Annotated in this window: 13 protein-coding genes and 1 tRNA gene; 9 read left to right on the top strand and 5 right to left on the bottom strand. The window is 67.6% G+C overall.

Features of this window, described 5'->3' with window-relative positions; translation table 11 throughout:
• Positions 1 to 71 precede the first annotated feature (71 nt).
• The gene (locus tag BJF87_RS02795; RefSeq protein WP_035754067.1) at positions 72 to 4,814 is read right to left on the bottom strand and encodes an NAD-glutamate dehydrogenase; all 4,743 of its coding nucleotides are present in this window, start codon (positions 4,812 to 4,814) and stop codon (positions 72 to 74) included.
• A 39-nt stretch (positions 4,815 to 4,853) separates the two neighbouring features.
• On the bottom strand, positions 4,854 to 6,527 hold the full coding sequence (ettA, locus tag BJF87_RS02790; protein WP_006360044.1) for an energy-dependent translational throttle protein EttA: 1,674 nt from the start codon (positions 6,525 to 6,527) through the stop codon (positions 4,854 to 4,856).
• Between the two features lie 292 nt (positions 6,528 to 6,819).
• On the opposite strand from ettA, the gene BJF87_RS02785 reads away from it, so the two are divergent.
• The 5 genes from BJF87_RS02785 to BJF87_RS02765 are packed head-to-tail and all read left to right on the top strand — an operon-like array spanning position 6,820 to position 11,880.
• Positions 6,820 to 7,812 (top strand): glycoside hydrolase family 26 protein, encoded by a 993-nt coding sequence (locus tag BJF87_RS02785; protein ID WP_035754066.1) that lies wholly within the window; start codon positions 6,820 to 6,822, stop codon positions 7,810 to 7,812.
• Between the two features lie 13 nt (positions 7,813 to 7,825).
• Positions 7,826 to 9,097, top strand: a complete 1,272-nt coding sequence (locus BJF87_RS02780) for a PP2C family protein-serine/threonine phosphatase (RefSeq protein WP_006360046.1) — start codon at positions 7,826 to 7,828, stop codon at positions 9,095 to 9,097.
• Positions 9,094 to 11,109 carry a glycosyltransferase family 2 protein gene (locus tag BJF87_RS02775; RefSeq protein ID WP_075862600.1) on the top strand — a complete coding sequence of 672 codons (2,016 nt, stop codon included), beginning with the start codon at positions 9,094 to 9,096 and terminating at the stop codon, positions 11,107 to 11,109. Before BJF87_RS02780 ends, BJF87_RS02775 begins: the two co-directional genes overlap by 4 nt.
• Positions 11,109 to 11,447: an STAS domain-containing protein gene (locus BJF87_RS02770; protein WP_006360048.1), complete on the top strand. Its 339-nt coding sequence runs from the start codon at positions 11,109 to 11,111 to the stop codon at positions 11,445 to 11,447. Before BJF87_RS02775 ends, BJF87_RS02770 begins: the two co-directional genes overlap by 1 nt.
• A gap of 19 nt (positions 11,448 to 11,466) precedes the next feature.
• Positions 11,467 to 11,880, top strand: a complete 414-nt coding sequence (locus BJF87_RS02765; RefSeq protein WP_035754143.1) for an ATP-binding protein — start codon at positions 11,467 to 11,469, stop codon at positions 11,878 to 11,880.
• Positions 11,881 to 11,883: 3 nt separating this feature from the next.
• Here the strand turns inward: BJF87_RS02765 and BJF87_RS02760 are convergent, their stop codons facing one another.
• The gene (locus BJF87_RS02760) at positions 11,884 to 12,318 is read right to left on the bottom strand and encodes a single-stranded DNA-binding protein (RefSeq protein ID WP_075862599.1); all 435 of its coding nucleotides are present in this window, start codon (positions 12,316 to 12,318) and stop codon (positions 11,884 to 11,886) included.
• Between the two features lie 158 nt (positions 12,319 to 12,476).
• Here BJF87_RS02760 and BJF87_RS02755 point away from each other — a divergent pair, with 158 nt between their 5' ends.
• Positions 12,477 to 13,055: a chorismate mutase gene (locus tag BJF87_RS02755; protein ID WP_075862598.1), complete on the top strand. Its 579-nt coding sequence runs from the start codon at positions 12,477 to 12,479 to the stop codon at positions 13,053 to 13,055.
• A gap of 13 nt (positions 13,056 to 13,068) precedes the next feature.
• Here the strand turns inward: BJF87_RS02755 and BJF87_RS02750 are convergent, their stop codons facing one another.
• Complete coding sequence (locus BJF87_RS02750) at positions 13,069 to 15,093, bottom strand: cytochrome c oxidase assembly protein (protein ID WP_075862597.1); 2,025 nt, start codon at positions 15,091 to 15,093, stop codon at positions 13,069 to 13,071.
• A gap of 148 nt (positions 15,094 to 15,241) precedes the next feature.
• Here BJF87_RS02750 and BJF87_RS02745 point away from each other — a divergent pair.
• Positions 15,242 to 15,315 (top strand) — tRNA-Arg (locus BJF87_RS02745).
• A 78-nt stretch (positions 15,316 to 15,393) separates the two neighbouring features.
• Here the strand turns inward: BJF87_RS02745 and BJF87_RS02740 are convergent.
• A complete protein-coding gene (locus BJF87_RS02740) occupies positions 15,394 to 15,903 on the bottom strand; it encodes a GNAT family N-acetyltransferase (protein ID WP_075862596.1) in 510 nt (169 codons plus the stop codon).
• Between the two features lie 154 nt (positions 15,904 to 16,057).
• Between BJF87_RS02740 and BJF87_RS02735 the strand changes: the two genes are divergently transcribed.
• Complete coding sequence (locus BJF87_RS02735) at positions 16,058 to 16,432, top strand: hypothetical protein (protein WP_075862595.1); 375 nt, start codon at positions 16,058 to 16,060, stop codon at positions 16,430 to 16,432.
• Positions 16,432 to 18,087: an alpha/beta hydrolase gene (locus BJF87_RS02730; protein ID WP_075862594.1), complete on the top strand. Its 1,656-nt coding sequence runs from the start codon at positions 16,432 to 16,434 to the stop codon at positions 18,085 to 18,087. Before BJF87_RS02735 ends, BJF87_RS02730 begins: the two co-directional genes overlap by 1 nt.
• Positions 18,088 to 18,149: the final 62 nt, after the last annotated feature.

The following is an 18,149-nucleotide window of genomic DNA, read 5'->3' as shown; positions in this document are numbered from 1 at the left end:
TAGGCCCGGGCATCGGGTCGGCGTGGCCGAAACGGATCAGGGGCCGAAACGGATCAGGGGCCGAAAGGGATTCAGCGGATGACACTGCGGAGCTGTCGCGCGGCGACCGACAGCGTCGCGAGGTCGAGGGTCCCGGTCTCCTCGATCTCTCCGAGGACGCTGCGCACGCGGCTGAGCCGGTTCGACTGGGAGGACTCCCATTCGGCGATCTTCTCGTCGCTCGACTCGTCGGGTTCGCTGACCTCGAGGATCTTGAGGGTGAGCGCCCGTAGCGCGCCGTGCATGTCGTCGCGCAGCGCCAGCCGGGCGAGCGCGTGCCAGCGGTCGCCGTAGTCCAGGTTCGACACCGCCGTCAGCAGTTCCTCGAGTCCGAAGTGCTCCATCACCGCGAAGTAGAGGTCGCCGACCTCCTCGGGGTCGCGGTCGGAGATCTCGGCGGCATCGATGATGTCGAGCAGGCAGAACCGGTGGAGGCTGACGGCCACCGTCCGGGCGAGGTCGTCGGGGACCCCCTCGTCGACGTACGCGTGTACCCGGTCGGAGATGTCTTTCGCGGAGCTCTCCCCCAGCCAGCCGTCGACGGCCGCGGACAGCCGGGTGACCCGATCGGAGTAGCGGGTGATCTCGGCGGCCATGGCGAGTGGCTGGGGACGGAACGCGAGCAGCCACCGCGACGCCCGGAACAGCAGGCGTCGGGCATAGAGCATCATTCCGTCGACGACCTCGGCCGGTGCCGGTGCGTGCCGGATGCTCTCGAAGACGTCGCTCATGCCGAAGATCTCGTTGGACACGACGTAGGCGCGGACACCTTCTTCGGTGGTGCACCCGGTGCCCTCGCTCAACCGGAACAGATGCGTCATCCCGGCGTGATCGATGACGTCGTTGACGAGGGTCGTCGTGACGATCTGGCGGCGTAGCCGGTGGGAGTTGATCTGCTCGCGGTACGTCTCGCGCAGGGCCTCCGGGAAGTAGCGGGCCACGCGTGCGGCGAACACGTCGTTGTCGGGGAGGTCACTGGCCAGCAGGTCCGACTTCGCCTCGAGTTTGACGTGCGCCATCAGGGTCGCGAACTCCGGTGAGGTCAGCCCGCGCTGCAACTCACCGTCGAACCGCTTGCGGAGTTCGCGTGCCTGCGGGAGGGCTTCCAGTCTGAGGTCGACGCCGCGTTCGCGTGACAGCTGGTCGAGCATCCGGGCGTGGACCTCCACGCGCGTGAGTTCGAAGGTGCGGCAGAAGCCCAACTCGGAGTTCTGTGAGATGTTGTCGGCGAGAACGAGATCGGCGACGTCATCGGTCATCGACTCGAGCAACGGGTCCCGGTCGTCGGTCTCCAGCGCACCGCCCGACACCGCGGAGTCGAGCAGGATCTTGATGTTGACCTCGTGGTCGGAACAGTCGACTCCGGCCGAGTTGTCGAGTGCGTCGGTGTTGATCCGGCCACCCGCGAGATCGAACTCGATCCGCCCCCGTTCGGTGACGCCGAGGTTGCCGCCCTCCCCGATCACCTTGGCACGCACCTGATCACCGTCGACGCGGATCGCGTCATTCGACTTGTCGCCGACGTCCCCGTGGTTCTCCGTCGACGCCTTGATGTATGTTCCGATGCCGCCGTTCCAGAGCAGGTCGACGGGCGCGAGCAAGATCGCTCGGATCAGTTCGGGCGGCGAGAGTTCGTCGACGCCCTCCGCGATACCGAGCGCTGCCGCCATCTCCGCGCTGACGGGGATCGACTTGCGGTCCCGCGACCACACCCCTCCGCCCTCACCGATCAGATCGGTGTCGTAGTCGGCCCACGACGATCGCGGCACCTCGAACAGGCGGCGGCGTTCGAGGTAGGACCGGTCGGCGACGGGGTCCGGGTCGACGAAGATGTGCCGGTGGTCGAAGGCGGCGACGAGCCGGATGTGCTCGCTGAGCAGCATCCCGTTGCCGAACACGTCCCCGCTCATGTCGCCGATCCCGACGACGGTGAAGTCCTGCGACTGGGTGTCGACGCCCATCTCCCGGAAATGCCGTTTGACCGACTCCCAGGCACCGCGTGCGGTGATGCCCATGGCCTTGTGGTCGTATCCGGCCGAGCCGCCCGAGGCGAACGCGTCACCGAGCCAGAAACCGTAGGACTGTGACACCTCGTTGGCGATGTCGGAGAACGCCGCGGTGCCCTTGTCGGCCGCCACGACCAGGTAGGTGTCGTCCTCGTCGAGCCGGACCACACCCCGCGCCGGGATGACCTCCCCGGTCGAGCGGTCGATGTTGTCGGTGATGTCCAGCAGACCGGAGATGAACTGCCGGTAGCAGGCGATCCCCTCCTCGCGCTGCGCATCCCGGTCGGCAGCGGTGTCCCCGGTCGGCGCCGGCGGACGCTTGACGACGAAGCCGCCCTTCGCGCCGAGGGGGACGATGACGGCGTTCTTGACGGCCTGTGCCTTCACCAGACCGAGGACCTCGGTGCGGAAATCCTCCTTGCGGTCCGACCAGCGCAGCCCGCCGCGTGCCACTGCGCCGAACCGCAGATGGACGCCCTCCACACGGGGCGAGTACACGAAGATCTCGTGCAACGGACGGGGTTCGGGGGTCTGCGGGATATCGCGAGGCCGGAGCTTGAACGAGATGACCGGGCGGTGCTCGAGATCCCGTTCACCGGTCGTGACGAAGTAGTTGGTCCGTGACGTCGCGGTCATGACCGCGGCGAAGGCCGACACGATGCGATCGGCGTCGAGACTCAGCACCGTGCCGATGTCGGCCCGGAGTTGTGCGCTCACCCGCTCGCGCCGTTCGGGGTCGGAGGCGGCCGGGTCGAAGGAGGTCACGAACAGTTCGACCAGCCCGCGCGTGATCTGCAGATGACGGCCCAGCACATTCGCGACATGGGCGGTGCTGTAAGAGAATCCGCACTGCCTCAGGTACTGCCCGTAGGCGCGCAGCATCGCCGCCGACCGCCAGTCCAGTCCGCACCGGATGATCAGCTCGTTGTAGTCGTCGACTTCCGCTGCGGCGAGCCAGATCTGACGGAACGCCTCGGTGAAGCGCTCCTCGAGGTCGTCGGCATGGTCGAGGTCCACCGACATCCCGGCGGCGAGCTGCACGATGAACTCGTAGGCCCAGCAGACGGTGTCGTCGGACCGCCGGATCTCGTACGGATGTTCTTCGAGAACATCGAGGCCGAGACTGTGCAGCACCGGCAGGACATCGGTGAGGGTCGCCGACTCCCCGCACAGGTAGAGGGTGAACCGCCAGCTGTGGTGGTCGCCCGGCCCGCGCTGCTCGATGGCGTCGAGGGTCACCGCCAACGCGCCCGGCTCGAGGGAGACGACGTGGATCAGGTCCGCGAGGGCGTCCTGGGGTTCGCGGAGTTCCTTGTAGTCGTCGGAGAGTGAGGGCAGTTGCCGCAGAAGGAGTTCCGGTCCACCCGAGACCGATCCGGAACGGTCGCCGAGGTTCACGGCGAGTTCCCGGACACGCTCGTCCCATCCTCGGATCGCCGCCGCGAGCGCCGCCTGCATCCGTGCGTGCGCGGGTGATCCGGTGTCCACCGAGCCGAGTTCGGATGCGGCGCCCGGCTCGATACACACCAGCACCTGCAGGAGCGCGAGCGGCATCTCACTCACACGGGCCGTGTATTCCAGTGCGCTGCCCTTCAATTCATCCATCAAGGCACGTTCGAGGGCGAGTCGATTCTGGGTGTTGTAGCGGTCCCGGGGCAGGTAGATGAGGGCGACCGCGGTCTTGCCGTCGAGACTGGTACGCACGAACAGGCGCAACGACCGGGTCGCGACCGCGTCGAGCATCTCGGTGACACGACGGGCGAGCTCGTCGGTGGTGGAGGCGAACATCTCCACCACCGGATAGTTCTGCAGCAGCTCGATCATGGACTGTCCGGCGAAGGAGTCCTCGTCGACGCCGACGCGCGCGAGCACGTCGTGCACCTTGGTGCGCAACACCGGGACGTCGAGCACTGTCTGGTGCAGACCGGAAGAGGTCATGGTGCCGAGGAACCGGTGCTCACCGTCGTGGTTGCCGTGCGCGTCGAAGGCGGGAACCTGCAGCAGCACCGGGAAATTCGACCGCTGGATGCCGGTGGCGACGAAGACCCGACTCGCTCGCGGGAGCAGTGGCTGCGTGGTCACCGACGGGAAGTCCCGGGTGATGGAGCCGGTGCGCCAGACCCCCAGCCGCTCGTCACCGTCACCGGCGCCGTCGGTACCCACCCGGGTGTATCCGAGGGGATGGAAGTGGTTCCCGGCGAACCATTCGAGGAGTTCGGCGTACTCGTGCCGGTCGGTGTTGCGCATGCCTGTCGACTCACGCACCGGCATTACCGCCAGGTCGGCCGCACACGACGTCATCAGCGACCGCATCCGGGCGGCGTCGTGGTCGACGTCGCCCACCCGGAACACGACCTCGAGGAGGTCCGATCGGAGCGCCTCTGGATCGACGCCGGGATGTCCGGCGAGCCCGCCGACGAAGATCCAGGACTCCCAGGCGGCACCGGGGACGTCGTCGATCGCCTCGAGCCCGCCGTCGGTGTCGCGTTGCACCGGCATGACCGGATGGTCCATGCGCTCGATGGATAGGTCGTGTGCCTCAACGGTCGCCAGAACCGCCTCCACGAGCATCGGCATGTCGTCGTTGACGACGACGATCTCGACCGCGCCGCCGTCGTCGTCGACGACCTCGACCAGTGCCTGTCCGGGATCCCGCCGGGTCGCGACGTCAAGATGACGCACCACCTGCTCGGCGGCGCTGTCCGTCCCCGAGCCTTCGGCCCGGGACCTGAAGTAGTGGTTCACCGCGTCCGGCACGAGTGACGTCACATCGCCGATGCTAGTCACCCGCGCCGGACGGGGTCGGTATTAATCGCGGGTGAGTTTGCGGTGGGTCACCCGGTGCGGACGTGCCGCGTCGGCGCCGAGACGCTCGACCTTGTTCGCCTCATACGCCTCGAAGTTGCCCTCGAACCAGAACCACTTGCCCTCTTCGACGTTGCCCTCCCACGCCAGGATGTGGGTACAGGTGCGGTCGAGGAACCAGCGGTCGTGGCTGATGACCACGGCACAGCCGGGGAAGTTCTCGAGCGCGTTCTCCAGCGATCCCAGGGTCTCGACGTCGAGGTCGTTGGTCGGCTCGTCGAGCAGGATGAGGTTGCCGCCCTCCTTCAATGTGAGCGCGAGGTTCAGGCGGTTGCGCTCACCACCGGAGAGGACCTCCGCCTTCTTCTGCTGATCCGGCCCCTTGAAGCCGAAGGCACTGACGTAGGCGCGCGACGGCATCTCGTTCTGGCCGACCTCGATGAAGTCGAGTCCGTCGGAGACGACCTCCCAGACGTTCTTCTTGGGGTCGATGTTGGCGCGCGTCTGGTCGACGTAGCTCAGCTTGACCGTCTCGCCGACCTTCACGGTGCCCGAATCGGGTGCCTCGAGGCCGACGATGGTCTTGAACAGCGTCGTCTTACCGACACCGTTGGGGCCGATGACACCGACGATGCCGTTACGCGGCAGCGTGAAGGACAGGTCCTTGATGAGGACGCGGCCCTCGAAGCCCTTGTCGAGGTGGGAGACCTCGACCACCACATCGCCGAGGCGCGGTGGCGTCGGGATCTGGATCTCCTCGAAATCGAGCTTCCGCGTCTTCTCGGCCTCGGCCACCATCTCCTCGTAACGGGACAGGCGAGCCTTGTTCTTGGTCTGACGGGCCTTGGAACCGGAACGAACCCACGCGAGCTCTTCCTTCAGGCGGCGCTGCAGCTTCTGGTCCTTCTTGCCCTGGACCTCGAGACGCTCGGCCTTCTTCTCCAGGTAGGTGGAGTAGTTGCCCTCGTAGGGGTGCAGCTTGCCGCGGTCGACCTCACAGATCCACTGCGCGACGTGATCGAGGAAGTACCGGTCGTGGGTCACGGCCAGGACGGCGCCCGGGTAGCTCGCGAGGAACTGCTCGAGCCACAGCACCGACTCGGCGTCGAGGTGGTTGGTGGGCTCGTCGAGGAGCAGCAGGTCGGGCTTCTGCAGCAGCAGCTTGCACAGTGCGACGCGGCGGCGCTCACCACCGGAGAGGTGCGTGACCGGTGAGTCGGCGGGCGGGCAGCGCAGCGCGTCCATGGCCTGCTCGAGCTGCGAGTCGAGGTCCCAGGCGTCGGCGTTGTCCAGGTCTTCCTGGAGCTTGCCCATCTCCTCCATCAGCTCGTCGGAGTAGTCGGTGGCGAGCAGTTCGGCGATCTCGTTGAAGCGGTCGAGCTTCACCTTGATCTCGCCCATGCCCTCTTCGACGTTCTCCTTGACCGTCTTCTCCTCGTTGAGGGGCGGCTCCTGGAGCAGGATGCCGACGGTCGCCTCGGGGTCGAGGAAGGCTTCGCCGTTCGACGGCTGGTCGAGGCCGGCCATGATCTTCAGGATCGACGACTTACCGGCACCGTTGGGGCCGACGACGCCGATCTTGGCGCCCGGATAGAAGGACATGGTGACGTCGTCGAGGATGACCTTGTCGCCGTGCGCCTTGCGCACCTTTTTCATGGTGTAGATGAACTCAGCCACGTGAAAACTCCTTCGGACCTGCTCGATGCCGGGTGGATGTCAGCAATTCAGATGCTCTGGCGCACGCACGGTCGGTGCGCATACATGGGTCCCAGCCTAGTGGTCGGCCCCGGCGGGCCCGTCGCCCGGTGACCCGGTCCGCCCGGTACCGGCCACGCAATTGGGCGGATGCCGCGCGCGACGCGCGGTTTGTCGCGAGAATGGTTCGCGTCGGCGAGGGCCGACGACGGGGTGTGAGTTGCGGCGCCGGGCGAGCACAAGTGCGGCGCTGGGTTGGCGCGATGGGAGTGTCATGCGCTCGGTGGGTAGGTGGACAGTGGTGACGGTGGTCGTGGGCGTGATCGTCACGTCGATGGGTGCTGTCGGCGCCTGTGCGGCCGAGCCCCGGCATTGTCCTCCAACCATCTCACCGCTGTACGGTCCGGCCGGCCCATGTTTGAGATTCGGGGTCACGACACCGAGCGGCCCGCTCGAGCCCGCGGAGGTCGCCGGCGTCACCGCGCTGACCGGGGTCTCTCCGACCATCAATCTGTTCTTCGAGGACTTCACCGCCATCCCACCGATCGCGGCGCTGAACGCGGTGATCGGCGCGGGGGCCGAGCCGATCGTCACCTGGGAACCCTGGCGGCATCTCGGCGACGGCACCTACGATCGCGCCGCCTTCTCGATGTCCTCGATCGTTGCCGGAACGCACGACGACTACCTGTACCGCTGGGCCGACGAGCTCGTCGCCTGGGGTTCGACCGTCTATCTGAGGTTCGCCCACGAACCCAACGGCGACTGGTACCCGTGGAGTCCCGCGGGTGGGACGCCGCCCGAGCTGTACGTCGCGGCGTGGCGGCACGTCCACGACCTTTTTGCGTCGAAGAACGCGGTGAACGTGAAGTGGGTGTGGGCGCCGAACGTCCCGATCTCGGACGTTCCGCTGTCCCGCTGGTACCCCGGCGCCGACTACGTCGATGTCCTCGGCATCGACGGTTACAACTGGGGCTCGGTACCCGGCCACCGATGGACGTCGCCGAACGAGCTCTTCGGGTCCTCCCTCGACCAGCTGCGCGAACTCGCGCCGGACAAGCCGATTCTCGTCACCGAGGTCGGTTCGGCCGAGGCGGGCGGGTCCAAGGCCGACTGGATCGCAGATCTCGTCGACTACCTCGACAAGGCCGACGGGGTCACGGGTTTCGTCTGGTTCGACCACGACAAGGAATCGGACTGGGGTCTGAACAGCTCGCCGGAGGCAGGCCGGGCGATGGCACGTGCACTCGAAGAAGTGGGGTTGCGGTGATAGGAGTCGAGCGGTGACGGAAGCCGAGTCGGAACGTCCGGGTCGGGTCACGGTGGATGAGACGCAAGCGCTGATCGCCCCCGACGTCGAGGAAGCACGTCTCCGAGCGGTGGAGCAGCTCAACCTGCTCGACTCCGCCCCCGAGGACCGGTTCGCGCAGATCACCCGCATGGCCAAAGCGGTGTTCGGCGTACCGATGTCGACGGTGTCCCTCCTCGACCGGGATCGGCAATGGTTCAAGGCGGTCGACGGCATCGAACTGCAGAACCAGCCACGCGAGCAGACCGTGTGCCAGGTGACGGTCGCGCGGGCCTACACGCGCCCTGCCGACCCGGCGCTCGTCATCGAGGACGTGTCGACGATCCCGTTCTTCGCCGAGATACCTCAGATCAGCGGGGAGGGCGGAATCCGTTTCTACGCCGGGTATCCGTTGTACGGTCCGGGCGGTCACCCGGTGGGCACCTTCTGCGTCTACGACACCCGGCCGCGGCAGCTGACCGCCGACCAGTTGGCCGCGTTCCGCGAGCTGGCGGCCTGGGCGCAACGCGAGATCGAGAACTCCGACGATCTCGAACGCGCCGCGAAGGTGCAACGCCAGTTGCTCCCCCCACCGCTCGGTATCGTGCCCGGCTACTCCATCGAGACGATGTGCCTCCCCGCGTTCGCCGTGGGCGGCGACTTCTACGACCACTACCCCTGCCACGACGGACTGGTGTTCACCGTCGCCGACGTCATGGGCAAAGGTCTGGGGGCGGCGATCCTCACCGCCACCGTGCGGTCGGCGATGCGTGCTGCCTCACGGGCTTTCGACGCCACCGGTGGTGAGAGCGCAGACCATGATCTCGGCGAGGTCGTGGGTACGGTGGCCGGTCAGCTCGCCGAGGACTTCGCCGGCACGGAAACCTTCGCGACCCTGTTCCACGCCCGGCTGCGCACCCGGGACGGTCACGTCGACTACGTCGACGGTGGCCACGGGCTGGCCACCGTGCGCCGCGCTGACGGCCACTGCACCGTCCTACACGGCGGCGGACTCCCCATCGGAATCCTGCCGGAGGACACCTGGCGTTCGGCCGCAATCGATCTCGGCCCCGGCGACATGCTCGTGATCGCCTCGGACGGCCTCCTCGACCTCGTCGCCGGTGGGGACGCACTCGACCTCCTCCGAATGCTCTGCGGCACAAGCACTCCCGCCGCAGTGCGGACGAAGGTCGAGGAACTGGTGGCCAGTCTCCCACCCGTAGACGACGTCACACTCGTCGCGATCCGGCGGGACGATGCCGGATGAGCGAGAGCATCGAGAAGGCCACCCTCGCCCGCACCGCCCCGTCGCCGTGGTTACGGCTGCTCATCGTCGTGGCAGCAGTGCTCGGCCTCAACTACATCGTGTGGCGCTGGCTGGCATCGGTGAACTGGGAGGCGTGGTGGATCGCCGTCCCGCTGGTCGTCGCCGAGACCTACAGCCTCATCGACTCGCTGCTGTTCGGGCTCACCATGTGGAAACTGCAGCACCGCCCCGAACCCCCGCCGCCGCCCGCAGGCGCCACGGTCGATGTCTTCATCACCACCTACAACGAACCGATCGACCTCGTGATGAAGACCGCGCTCGCCGCGAAGGCCATCACCTACCCGCACACCACCTGGATCCTCGACGACGGTGACCGCGCCGAACTCGCCGAGTGCGCGCGCAAGGCCGGCCTGGGTTACCTGACCCGGTCGTCGAACTGGCTGGACAAGCCACGACATGCCAAGGCCGGCAACCTGAACAACGCGCTCATGCAGACCGAGGGCGAGTTCATCCTCATCCTCGACGCCGATCAGGTCCCCGAACCGCAGATCCTCGACCGCACGCTCGGTTACTTCCACGACGAGAAGATGGCCGTGGTCCAGACCCCGCAGTACTTCGTCAACGTGCCACCCTCGGACCCGCTGGGATCGCAGGCACCGCTCTTCTACGGGCCGATCCAGCAGGGTAAGGACGGCTGGAACGCCGCATTCTTCTGCGGCTCGAACGCGGTCCTGCGTCGTGAAGCACTGATGCAGCTCGGGATCACCCAGTACGTCACCGCCGTTGAGGACGGCGTCGACCGCGCCCTGCGGACCGCGCGGACCGTGCTCCGAAAGACCCGACGACGTGTCCGCGACAACCCTCCGGCACTCGCCGCGCTCGACCGGGTGGACGCCGCGGTCACCGAGGCACGGAAGCAGCTGAAGGATCGGGAACCGCTGGCCGATATCACCTACCGATTCCAGGCGCGGGTCGACGAGGCTGCCCGCGGACTCGTCGACGCCGATGTCGAGGCGATGCGCGCCGACCTCGAGGCGATCGAGGCCCTCACCGAGTTCAGCGAGCAGGAAACGGGTGCCGGGGCACTCGACTTCGACGCTCTGGCGGTTCTGGCCGATCGCGAATGGTCCCCACTCGGCGCCATCGAGTCGATCCGTGCCCTGGTCGCGGCGGTCGATGTCGGCAGATCCGATGAGGCGCAACCGATGTTGCCGCTCGCGACGATCTCGGTCACCGAGGACATGGCCACCTGCATGCGGCTGCACGCCCTGGGGTGGAATTCGGCATACCACCACGAGAACCTCGCCTACGGGCTCGCTCCCGAGGACCTGAAAACCATGCTGACCCAACGCCTCCGGTGGGCCCAGGGCACGATCCAGGTGATGCTGCGCGAGAATCCGCTGGTCCAGAAGGGGCTGACCGTAGCCCAGCGACTCATGTACTGGGCGACGATGTGGAGCTACCTGGCCGGTTTCGCGGCGATCGCCTACATCGCCGCCCCGGTGGTGTATCTCGTGCTGGGGGTTCTCCCGGTGCAGGCCTACAGCTGGGACTTCTTCCTCCGCCTCATCCCGTTCCTGGTGATCAACCAGGTGTTGTTCCTCGTCGTGGCGAGAGGAACCCCGACCTGGCGGGGCCAACAGTACAGTCTCGCATTGTTCCCGGTCTGGATCCGGGCCTGCACCACCGCGTTCCGCAACGTCTACCTGAACCGGCCACTCGGATTCGCGGTCACGCCGAAGACGAAACAGTCCCAGGACGCGCTGCCGTGGCATCTCGTCCGCCCGCAGCTCGCCGCGATGGTCCTCCTCGTCGTGGCATCGGTCATCGGCATCGTGCAGTTGTGGCGGGGCGCGATCTCTGTTCTGGGCGTGGGCGTCAACCTGTTCTGGGTACTGTTCGATCTGGTGATCCTGAGCGTCGTCATCATGGCGGTCCGCTACCGCGGTCACGACGACACGGCAGAAGACTCGCCCACCGGCGACAACCCCGCCCGTCCAGAAAGGCCATGATGACGACATACTCGACTCGCCCCGTCGCCGGTGATGCCGTGGCGATCACGCCGGACGGACGGCTCAACATGATCGCCGCACCCAGGCTGCGCGATCAGTTGCACGAACTCGTCGGGGCCGGGACGACCCGGATCGTCGTCGACCTATCCGGCACCGATTTCATCGACTCGTCCGGGCTGGGTGCGCTCGTCTCCGGACTGAAGGTCGCACGCCAGGCGGGTGGCGATCTCCGGATCGCGGCCCCCACCGAGCAGGTCGTCACCGTCCTGGAACTGACCAACCTCAATCGCGTGTTGCGGGTGCACGAGTCCGCGGACGCCGCGTACGGTGCCGAGTGAGATCCGAGAGGCCACCCTCATGACCGAGAACACCGGGACGCGTGTTCTCGAGGAGGTCACGTCGGACGCCACCCTCGAGCACATTCACGAGCTGCTCGCAGATCTGTTGCGCGACTGCCCGGTCGACGACATGGACGCAATGCAGTTCGAGCTCGCGCTGGCCGAGATCGGCTCGAACATCGTCGAACACGCCCGTGACGGCAGCCGGGTGGCCATGCGGCTCGAACTCGAGGTCGCGGCGGACCGGATCGAGGGCCGTTACAGCGACGACGGTCATCCGGCCCGCGTCGACCTCGACGCGGTGAGCCTGCCCGACGACTTCGCCGAGCGCGGTCGCGGACTGGCCATCGCCATCCAGATCCTCGACGAGCTCTCCTACCGGCGCGCCGACGGGCGCAACCACTGGCGACTGGTCCGCAACCGGACGGCGTGAAACTCACGCAGCCGTCTGGGTTTCCGCCTTCTCCGCGGCGGCGACCGGCAAGGCGGCCGCGATGTCTCGCTCCGACGACGGCGTGCCACGGTAGGTGACGATGCAGCGACTCAGGTCGAGTCCCACGGCGACCGCGGTCATCTCGAGGTCCGAGCGGCGCGAGCCGTCGGCCGTCGGATACTCATTGGTCTTGATCTGACCGTGCGCCATGACGGGCCGGCCCTTCGCGATGGCGAGGCCGACCCCGGCGAGGAGCCGGCGCCAGCAGCTCACCGTCAGATACAGCGTCGGCCCGTCCGTCCACTCGCCGGTGCGCTTGTCGATGCGGCGCGAGGTGCAGGCCACGCGGAACGAGATCACGTCCTCGCCGGTGGTGGTCTGGCGTCGGCGGGGCTCGGACACAACGGTTCCGATGACGGTCGTGTACGTCTCAAACATGGTCGTCTCCTACTGGTGTCGGCCACGGGAAGTGTGGCCGCATCAGCATCTCCCCCGGCATACGTCCGAGACGGGGACCCGATCGGGCTGTGGAGAACTCTCCACGGGTTACCCACAGATCGCGGGCACCCCTGGCGTTCCGCCCATAGGATCGCGGAATGCGGATGCGAGTGTTCCTGACCGGTCTGATCGCGGCGGCCACGATGCTGGTCGCGCCACCCCTGTCCGCCGCGGCACCGGCGCCTGCGATGGCGGGCCTGACGGAGGCGGTCGCCGGTCGCCTCGCACTGGCCGACACGGTCGCCGCAACGAAGTGGGCGTCCGGTGCGGCCATCGACGATCCGGTTCGCGAGCAGGTCGTCCTCGACACGGTGTCGCAGCTGGCTCTCGACCGGAACCTCGACCCCGCCTATGTACGCGGCGTGTTCCGCGACCAGATCGAGGCGAGCAAGACGGTGCAGCGTGGGCTGTTCGCCCTGTGGGAGTTGCCCGGGCAGACCGCCCCGCCCGCGACACCCGATCTCGGTCCGGTCCGGGCGGCGATCAACGAACTGAATGTGGCGATCGTCGACGAACTCGCGGCCTCACGCGGCATCGTTACGACCCTGCGCTGCCCGCCGGAGCTGGCCGTGGCGACCGCGCAGACCGCCGCCGACGTCGGCTTCGATCCGCTCCACGTCGCCGCCCTGGTCCAGGCCGGCGCCTCCGTCTGCACGGGGTCGACCGGATCGAGCTGAGTTCCGTTGTAGCTCAGCCGCGTTTGTTGAGCTCCTTGAGCATGTCGTTGTAGTTCTCGAGTTCGGCGTCGTGGTCGCGGACCGCGTTGCGGTCGTAGCGCTTCGCCTGCCGGGTGTCGCTGCGCTGCCATTGGACCAGCAGGGCCAGCATGATGACGACGAGCGGGATCTCGCCTGCCGCCCAGGCGATTCCGCCTCCGGCGCGCTGGTCGTCGAACAGGTTGTAGGTCCACGGCAGATTGAGTCCGCGGTAGTAGTTCTCGGCGATGACGGCCGTGGTCATCATCAGTGCCACGCCGAAGAAGGCGTGGAACGGCAGCGACCCGAGGACGATGCCGAGTTTGGCGACCGGTTTGACCTGTCGCGGTGCGGGGTCGATGCCGATGACGAGCCAGTAGAACAGGTATCCGCTGAGCAGGAAGTGCAGGTTCATCAGCAGGTGAGCCGCGTGGTACTCGACCACCGACTCGTACAGCCCGCCGAGGTAGAGGATGTAGAAGCTGCCGACGAACATGATGGCCGCGATCAGCGGGTGCGTCAGGAAGCGCGACGGCCCCGAGTGCACACCCGCCTGAATCCACTCGCGGGGTCCGGGAGGGTTGCCGCGACCCGCCGGCGGGAGGGCGCGCAGCGCCAGCGTCACCGGACCACCCAGGACCAGCAGGACCGGGATCATCATCGACATCAGCATGTGGGCGATCATGTGGACGCTGAACATCGCCGGCGCGTAGCGGCCCAGACCCGACGAGGTCGCCAGGAGTAGCAGCAGACATCCGAGAAGCCACGCGAAGGTGCGGCCGATCGGCCAGTCGTCGCCGCGTCGCTTCAGTCGCACGACGCCGCGGATGTACACGGCTGCCAGGACGATGGCAGCGAGACCGAAGATCAGGTCGAATCGCCAGTCGGTGAGGAACCGGACCAAGGTCGGCGGACCGTCGATGTCGTAGCCGATGGCGTTCTCGACCGGTGAGACGTTCGCGGTGTCGAGGGCCGGCGGCGGGGTCCGGCTCAGGCCGACCGCCAGACCGAAGGTGGCCGCGAACACGGCCAGCTCGACGAGCCCGAATCGCACGAACAGCGACGGCCGCTGCTCCGACTCGAGCTGGGCGATGGTGACTCGCCGGTGCCACGCACCGAGCGCGCCGAGGACGACGAGTGCCGCCACCTTCGCCACGACGAGGCGCCCGTAGGTGTCGGAGAAGAGCTGATCGAGGGGCACGCGCACGGCGGCGTTGATCACGCCGCTGAGGCCGACGACGATGATGCACCAGAATGCGACGCGCGAGAAGCGTCGGACCGCCAGTCCCCGCCACCGCCCGGACGCGAGCGCGTAGACGACCACCGCGGCGAGCCCGCCGAGCCACAGGGTCGCCCCGATCAGGTGCAGGATGAGGCTGTTGGTGGCGATGTCGTGGTTGCCGCCCGACGACGAATGCCCGGCCAGTGCCGACGGCATCAGGCTGAAGATCGTGAACGCGATGACCGCGACGGTCGGCCCCCACTTGAGGATCGTCCGCGCGATGATCGCGGCGACCAGCGCGAACACCGCCGTCCAGAACCAGGTGCGCACCTCGGCGACCTGACCGTATGCGTTGATCAGGTTGGCCGGTTTGATCGCCTCCGACAGCGGTGATCCGCTGACCTCCGACGCCGACAGCGGCATCAGCAGAAGCGCGCACACCGACCACACCAGCGCCGACGACGCCGCGATCCGGATGGCGCGATAGCCGCCGACGTCGAGCACGTTGTCGGACTGCGGCGGCACGAAGAAGGCGGCGAACACCGCGCAGCCCAGCGCGATCGCGGCCGCGAACTCACCGATCGCGGTCAGGGTCGGCAGGCCGTAGGTGGTGAGCGGCCCGGGATCGGGGACGCCGGTCAGCTTGAGCGCGGTGGACGCGGAGATGGCGGTGACGGCGATGGCGACGATCGCGGCGAGCCATCCCGACGCCCAGAGGACCGCGGTGACGACGCCGCGCGGTTCGGCCATCGCGTCGCGATTCTGATCCGGCGTGGCGGACGTCGTCGAGCGGGTCATTCCTCAACTGTAGGTCCGGGGGCCGACGCCACACCCTCCGACCTGGTACCGCCGTGGTCTGGGGCACATCCGCGGCGAGCTCGAGGGCATGTCGTAAACTCCATGTGCCCGACGCCCCGTGTCCTCTCGCCACGATCGCGCCGAGCACGCCTCCGTAGCTCAGGTGGATAGAGCAAGGGCCTTCTAATCCCTAGGTCGCAGGTTCGAGTCCTGCCGGGGGCACCGTCACATCCCTGCCGACCTCCGGTCGGTGTGCGCCCACTGAGTTCGAGTGAGATCCCGGAGGGCGCACCGTCAGCATCAGATGCCGAACGGCGCCGCGTAGCGCACCGTCCCGGACGGGACGTCGGTGCCGTCGAGGCTGAGTACCATCAACGCCTCTTCGGGCACCTCGATGCTGAGCCGGATGCCATGGTCGACGGCTCGTCGGAAACCGAAGCGCGGGTAGTAGTCGGGGTGGCCCAGCACGACGACGGTGCTCTCCCCCATGTCGCGCGCCGCGTCGAGGGCGGCGATGATCGCGGCCGAACCCGCCCCGGTCCGCTGGTATGAGGTGGCCACGGCACACGGTGCGAGGCACAACGCGGGGGCATCGTCGACGTGACAGCGTGTCAGCAGCGCGAAACCAACCGGACGATCGTCGGCATCGACGGAAACGATGGAGAGCCCGTCGAGCCAGGCCGGGTCGGCGCGGAGCGCGTCGACCAGCTCGGCTTCCTCCGACGTGGGAAAGGCGTCCGCATTGATCTCGTGGACACACGCGACGTCGTCGGGCCGTTCCGCCCTCGTACGCCAAGCCTGCTGCGGCATCGGCGGCTCCCATGTCCTGTGTCGAGTGCCCCCAACGTAGCCCCCGCGCGTGGTCGCGGAGAAGCGGTTTTCGGAACCGGCGAGGCGCGCGGCGCGTCCAAGAATCGCACCACCTCTCCGGGTGGTCGCAGTCCTCGAAGAGTGACGGAGGATCATGCCATTCCCGTTCCCCATTCCCTCACCCGTTCCGCTCGTCCCCCAGTGGTTTCCCCGATCTGATCGCAGAAACGACTCGGAGAAGGATGTTTTCGGGATTTCGCCGGACGAGATCGAGGCGGTCGTCAGATCGTGGCGCGCCAACGGCATCGCCATCCACGCGATCGATACCGCGACCCTCGGCGACGCCCGGGGCTCATCGAGTCGGGTGGCCCGTGCACTCCGCGACACCGCCGGACCTGCCCGTCGCGCCGTCGAGTCGATCGGCGACCGCCTCATCGCGATGAGCGAGATCCTGGCCACCTTCGAAGCGACGACGACCTCGACGGACGCCCGAGCTGCCGCGACGTTCGAAGCACTGCGGGGCCGCTGATGCGCCCCACGATCTCGGCGCTGCGCGCCTGGAATCCGCAGTCCTTCGCCGACGCGGGATCGGCCGCATCGACCGCGGCCGAATCTCTCGACACCGGAATCGACCGCGCCCGGACGGCATTCGAGTCATCCGACTCGTGGCGTGGACGCACCCGTGCCGCCGCACACGACCGTATCCGGCAGGAGCACGACCACGCCGGCGAGGTCCGCAACGCCCTGCAGATGGTCGCCGACGAAGCATCCGACGCCGGGACCGATCTCGCATATGCGCGCGAGCACGTGTTGCGTCTCGTCGACGCCGCAACCGGCGCAGGTTTTCGCGTCGCCGACGACGGCACGGTCACCCATCCCGATCCCGGCCGGGTCACGGCGGCCGCCGAGTTCAGCGGCTCGATCGAGTCCGGTCTGGCCGCCGTCGACGGTCTCGACGAACGCTACGGCTCCCGACTCGACGGGCTCGCGACCGACCTCGCGTCACTGGTCGACGGACAATCCGATGTGACGCTTCCCGGAGATCAGGTCGTGGACGCCGACGCTGCCGTCCGAGTGCTCGAGTCACTCACTCCCGACCAGGTCCGCGACATCCTCGAACAGATGGCACCCGACGACACACGACGCCTCATCCAGGCGAATCCGCATGTGCTGGGCAACCTTCCGGGCGTTCCCTTCGACCTTCGCATCCAGGCCAACGAGATCAACATCCGCAACGCCCTGGTCGACGAGATCCAGGCCGGCCGAAGCGAGGGTCGTCGTGCCCGGACGTTGCGGGACATGTTGGCGCCGCATGCCGGGCGCGAACGGCAGTTCATCACCTTCGTGAACACACGGCAGGGACGTGTCGTCGAGATGATCGGATCGCTGCGTCCTGACACCCGGAACGCCACCACGTACGTCCCTGGCACCGGGACCACCCTCGACACCGCCGGCGGCGACAACCGCCGCGCCGCAGCCCAGCTCGCCGACCAGACCAACGGCCCGGTGTTCCTCTACCTCGACGGCGATCTGCCTTCGGATCTCCGCGCGGCCACCAGTCCGTCCTTCGCCGGCGCCATGGCACATCGGCTCGAGCTGTTCGGAACCGAACTCGACGCCGAGATCGCCCGCCACGCACCCGGCGCGAACACCACCTACATCGGCCACTCTTATGGCGGGGTGGTGGTCGGCACCGCCGAGCAGCTGGGCCTGACGCCGGACCGCGTCATCTACGCGTCGTCGGCCGGCACCGGGGTGCACGATCTACCGCACCCCGGCGGCGTCGAACGGTATTCACTGACATTTCCCGGCGACCCGATCCACTACGCGCAGTCCCTGCCCGGGAACCCGCATGGCTCCGACCCCGACTCCGCACCCGGGGTGACGCGTCTCGACACCGGTACGGTCCAGATCGACGAACGCACATACGACAGCGGGATCAAGACCCACGGCGGCTACTGGAACGACCCGCACTCGACGGCCTTCCGGAACATGGTGAAGGTCATCACCGGACAGCAACCCGACCCCTACATCTCACGGAAGCCCGACGTCCCCGAACTACCGCCCCCACCCCTCGGCGCGCCCGCACCGCTGTGGTGGCTGTATCTGTTCAACGACCGCGCCGACGGAGACATCGACCTACCGGGGCCGATCCCGGACATCCCGCTCAAGCTCCCGTGGTGACTACGCCTCACTGACAGAAGTCGTTTCGACGCTGCGACTTCGATCGAGGTCGCAACGTCGAA

Origin of the sequence: Gordonia sp. CNJ-863 (genome assembly GCF_001942325.1) — a bacterium.
In the GTDB taxonomy this organism is placed as follows: Bacteria; Actinomycetota; Actinomycetes; order Mycobacteriales; family Mycobacteriaceae; genus Gordonia; species Gordonia alkanivorans.
This window is presented reverse-complemented; position numbering and strand designations above follow the sequence as displayed.

Bases quoted from the DNA above. Each gene is read 5' to 3' on its own strand.
- BJF87_RS02785 (WP_035754066.1), top strand. From the start codon at position 6,820: ATGCGCTCGGTGGGTAGGTGGACAGTGGTGACGGTGGTCGTGGGCGTG.
- BJF87_RS02775 (WP_075862600.1), top strand. From the start codon at position 9,094: ATGAGCGAGAGCATCGAGAAGGCCACCCTCGCCCGCACCGCCCCGTCG.
- BJF87_RS02770 (WP_006360048.1), top strand. From the start codon at position 11,109: ATGACGACATACTCGACTCGCCCCGTCGCCGGTGATGCCGTGGCGATC.
- BJF87_RS02765 (WP_035754143.1), top strand. From the start codon at position 11,467: ATGACCGAGAACACCGGGACGCGTGTTCTCGAGGAGGTCACGTCGGAC.
- BJF87_RS02760 (WP_075862599.1), bottom strand. From the start codon at position 12,318: ATGTTTGAGACGTACACGACCGTCATCGGAACCGTTGTGTCCGAGCCC.
- BJF87_RS02755 (WP_075862598.1), top strand. From the start codon at position 12,477: ATGCGGATGCGAGTGTTCCTGACCGGTCTGATCGCGGCGGCCACGATG.
- BJF87_RS02750 (WP_075862597.1), bottom strand. From the start codon at position 15,093: ATGACCCGCTCGACGACGTCCGCCACGCCGGATCAGAATCGCGACGCG.
- BJF87_RS02740 (WP_075862596.1), bottom strand. From the start codon at position 15,903: ATGCCGCAGCAGGCTTGGCGTACGAGGGCGGAACGGCCCGACGACGTC.
- BJF87_RS02735 (WP_075862595.1), top strand. From the start codon at position 16,058: ATGCCATTCCCGTTCCCCATTCCCTCACCCGTTCCGCTCGTCCCCCAG.
- BJF87_RS02730 (WP_075862594.1), top strand. From the start codon at position 16,432: ATGCGCCCCACGATCTCGGCGCTGCGCGCCTGGAATCCGCAGTCCTTC.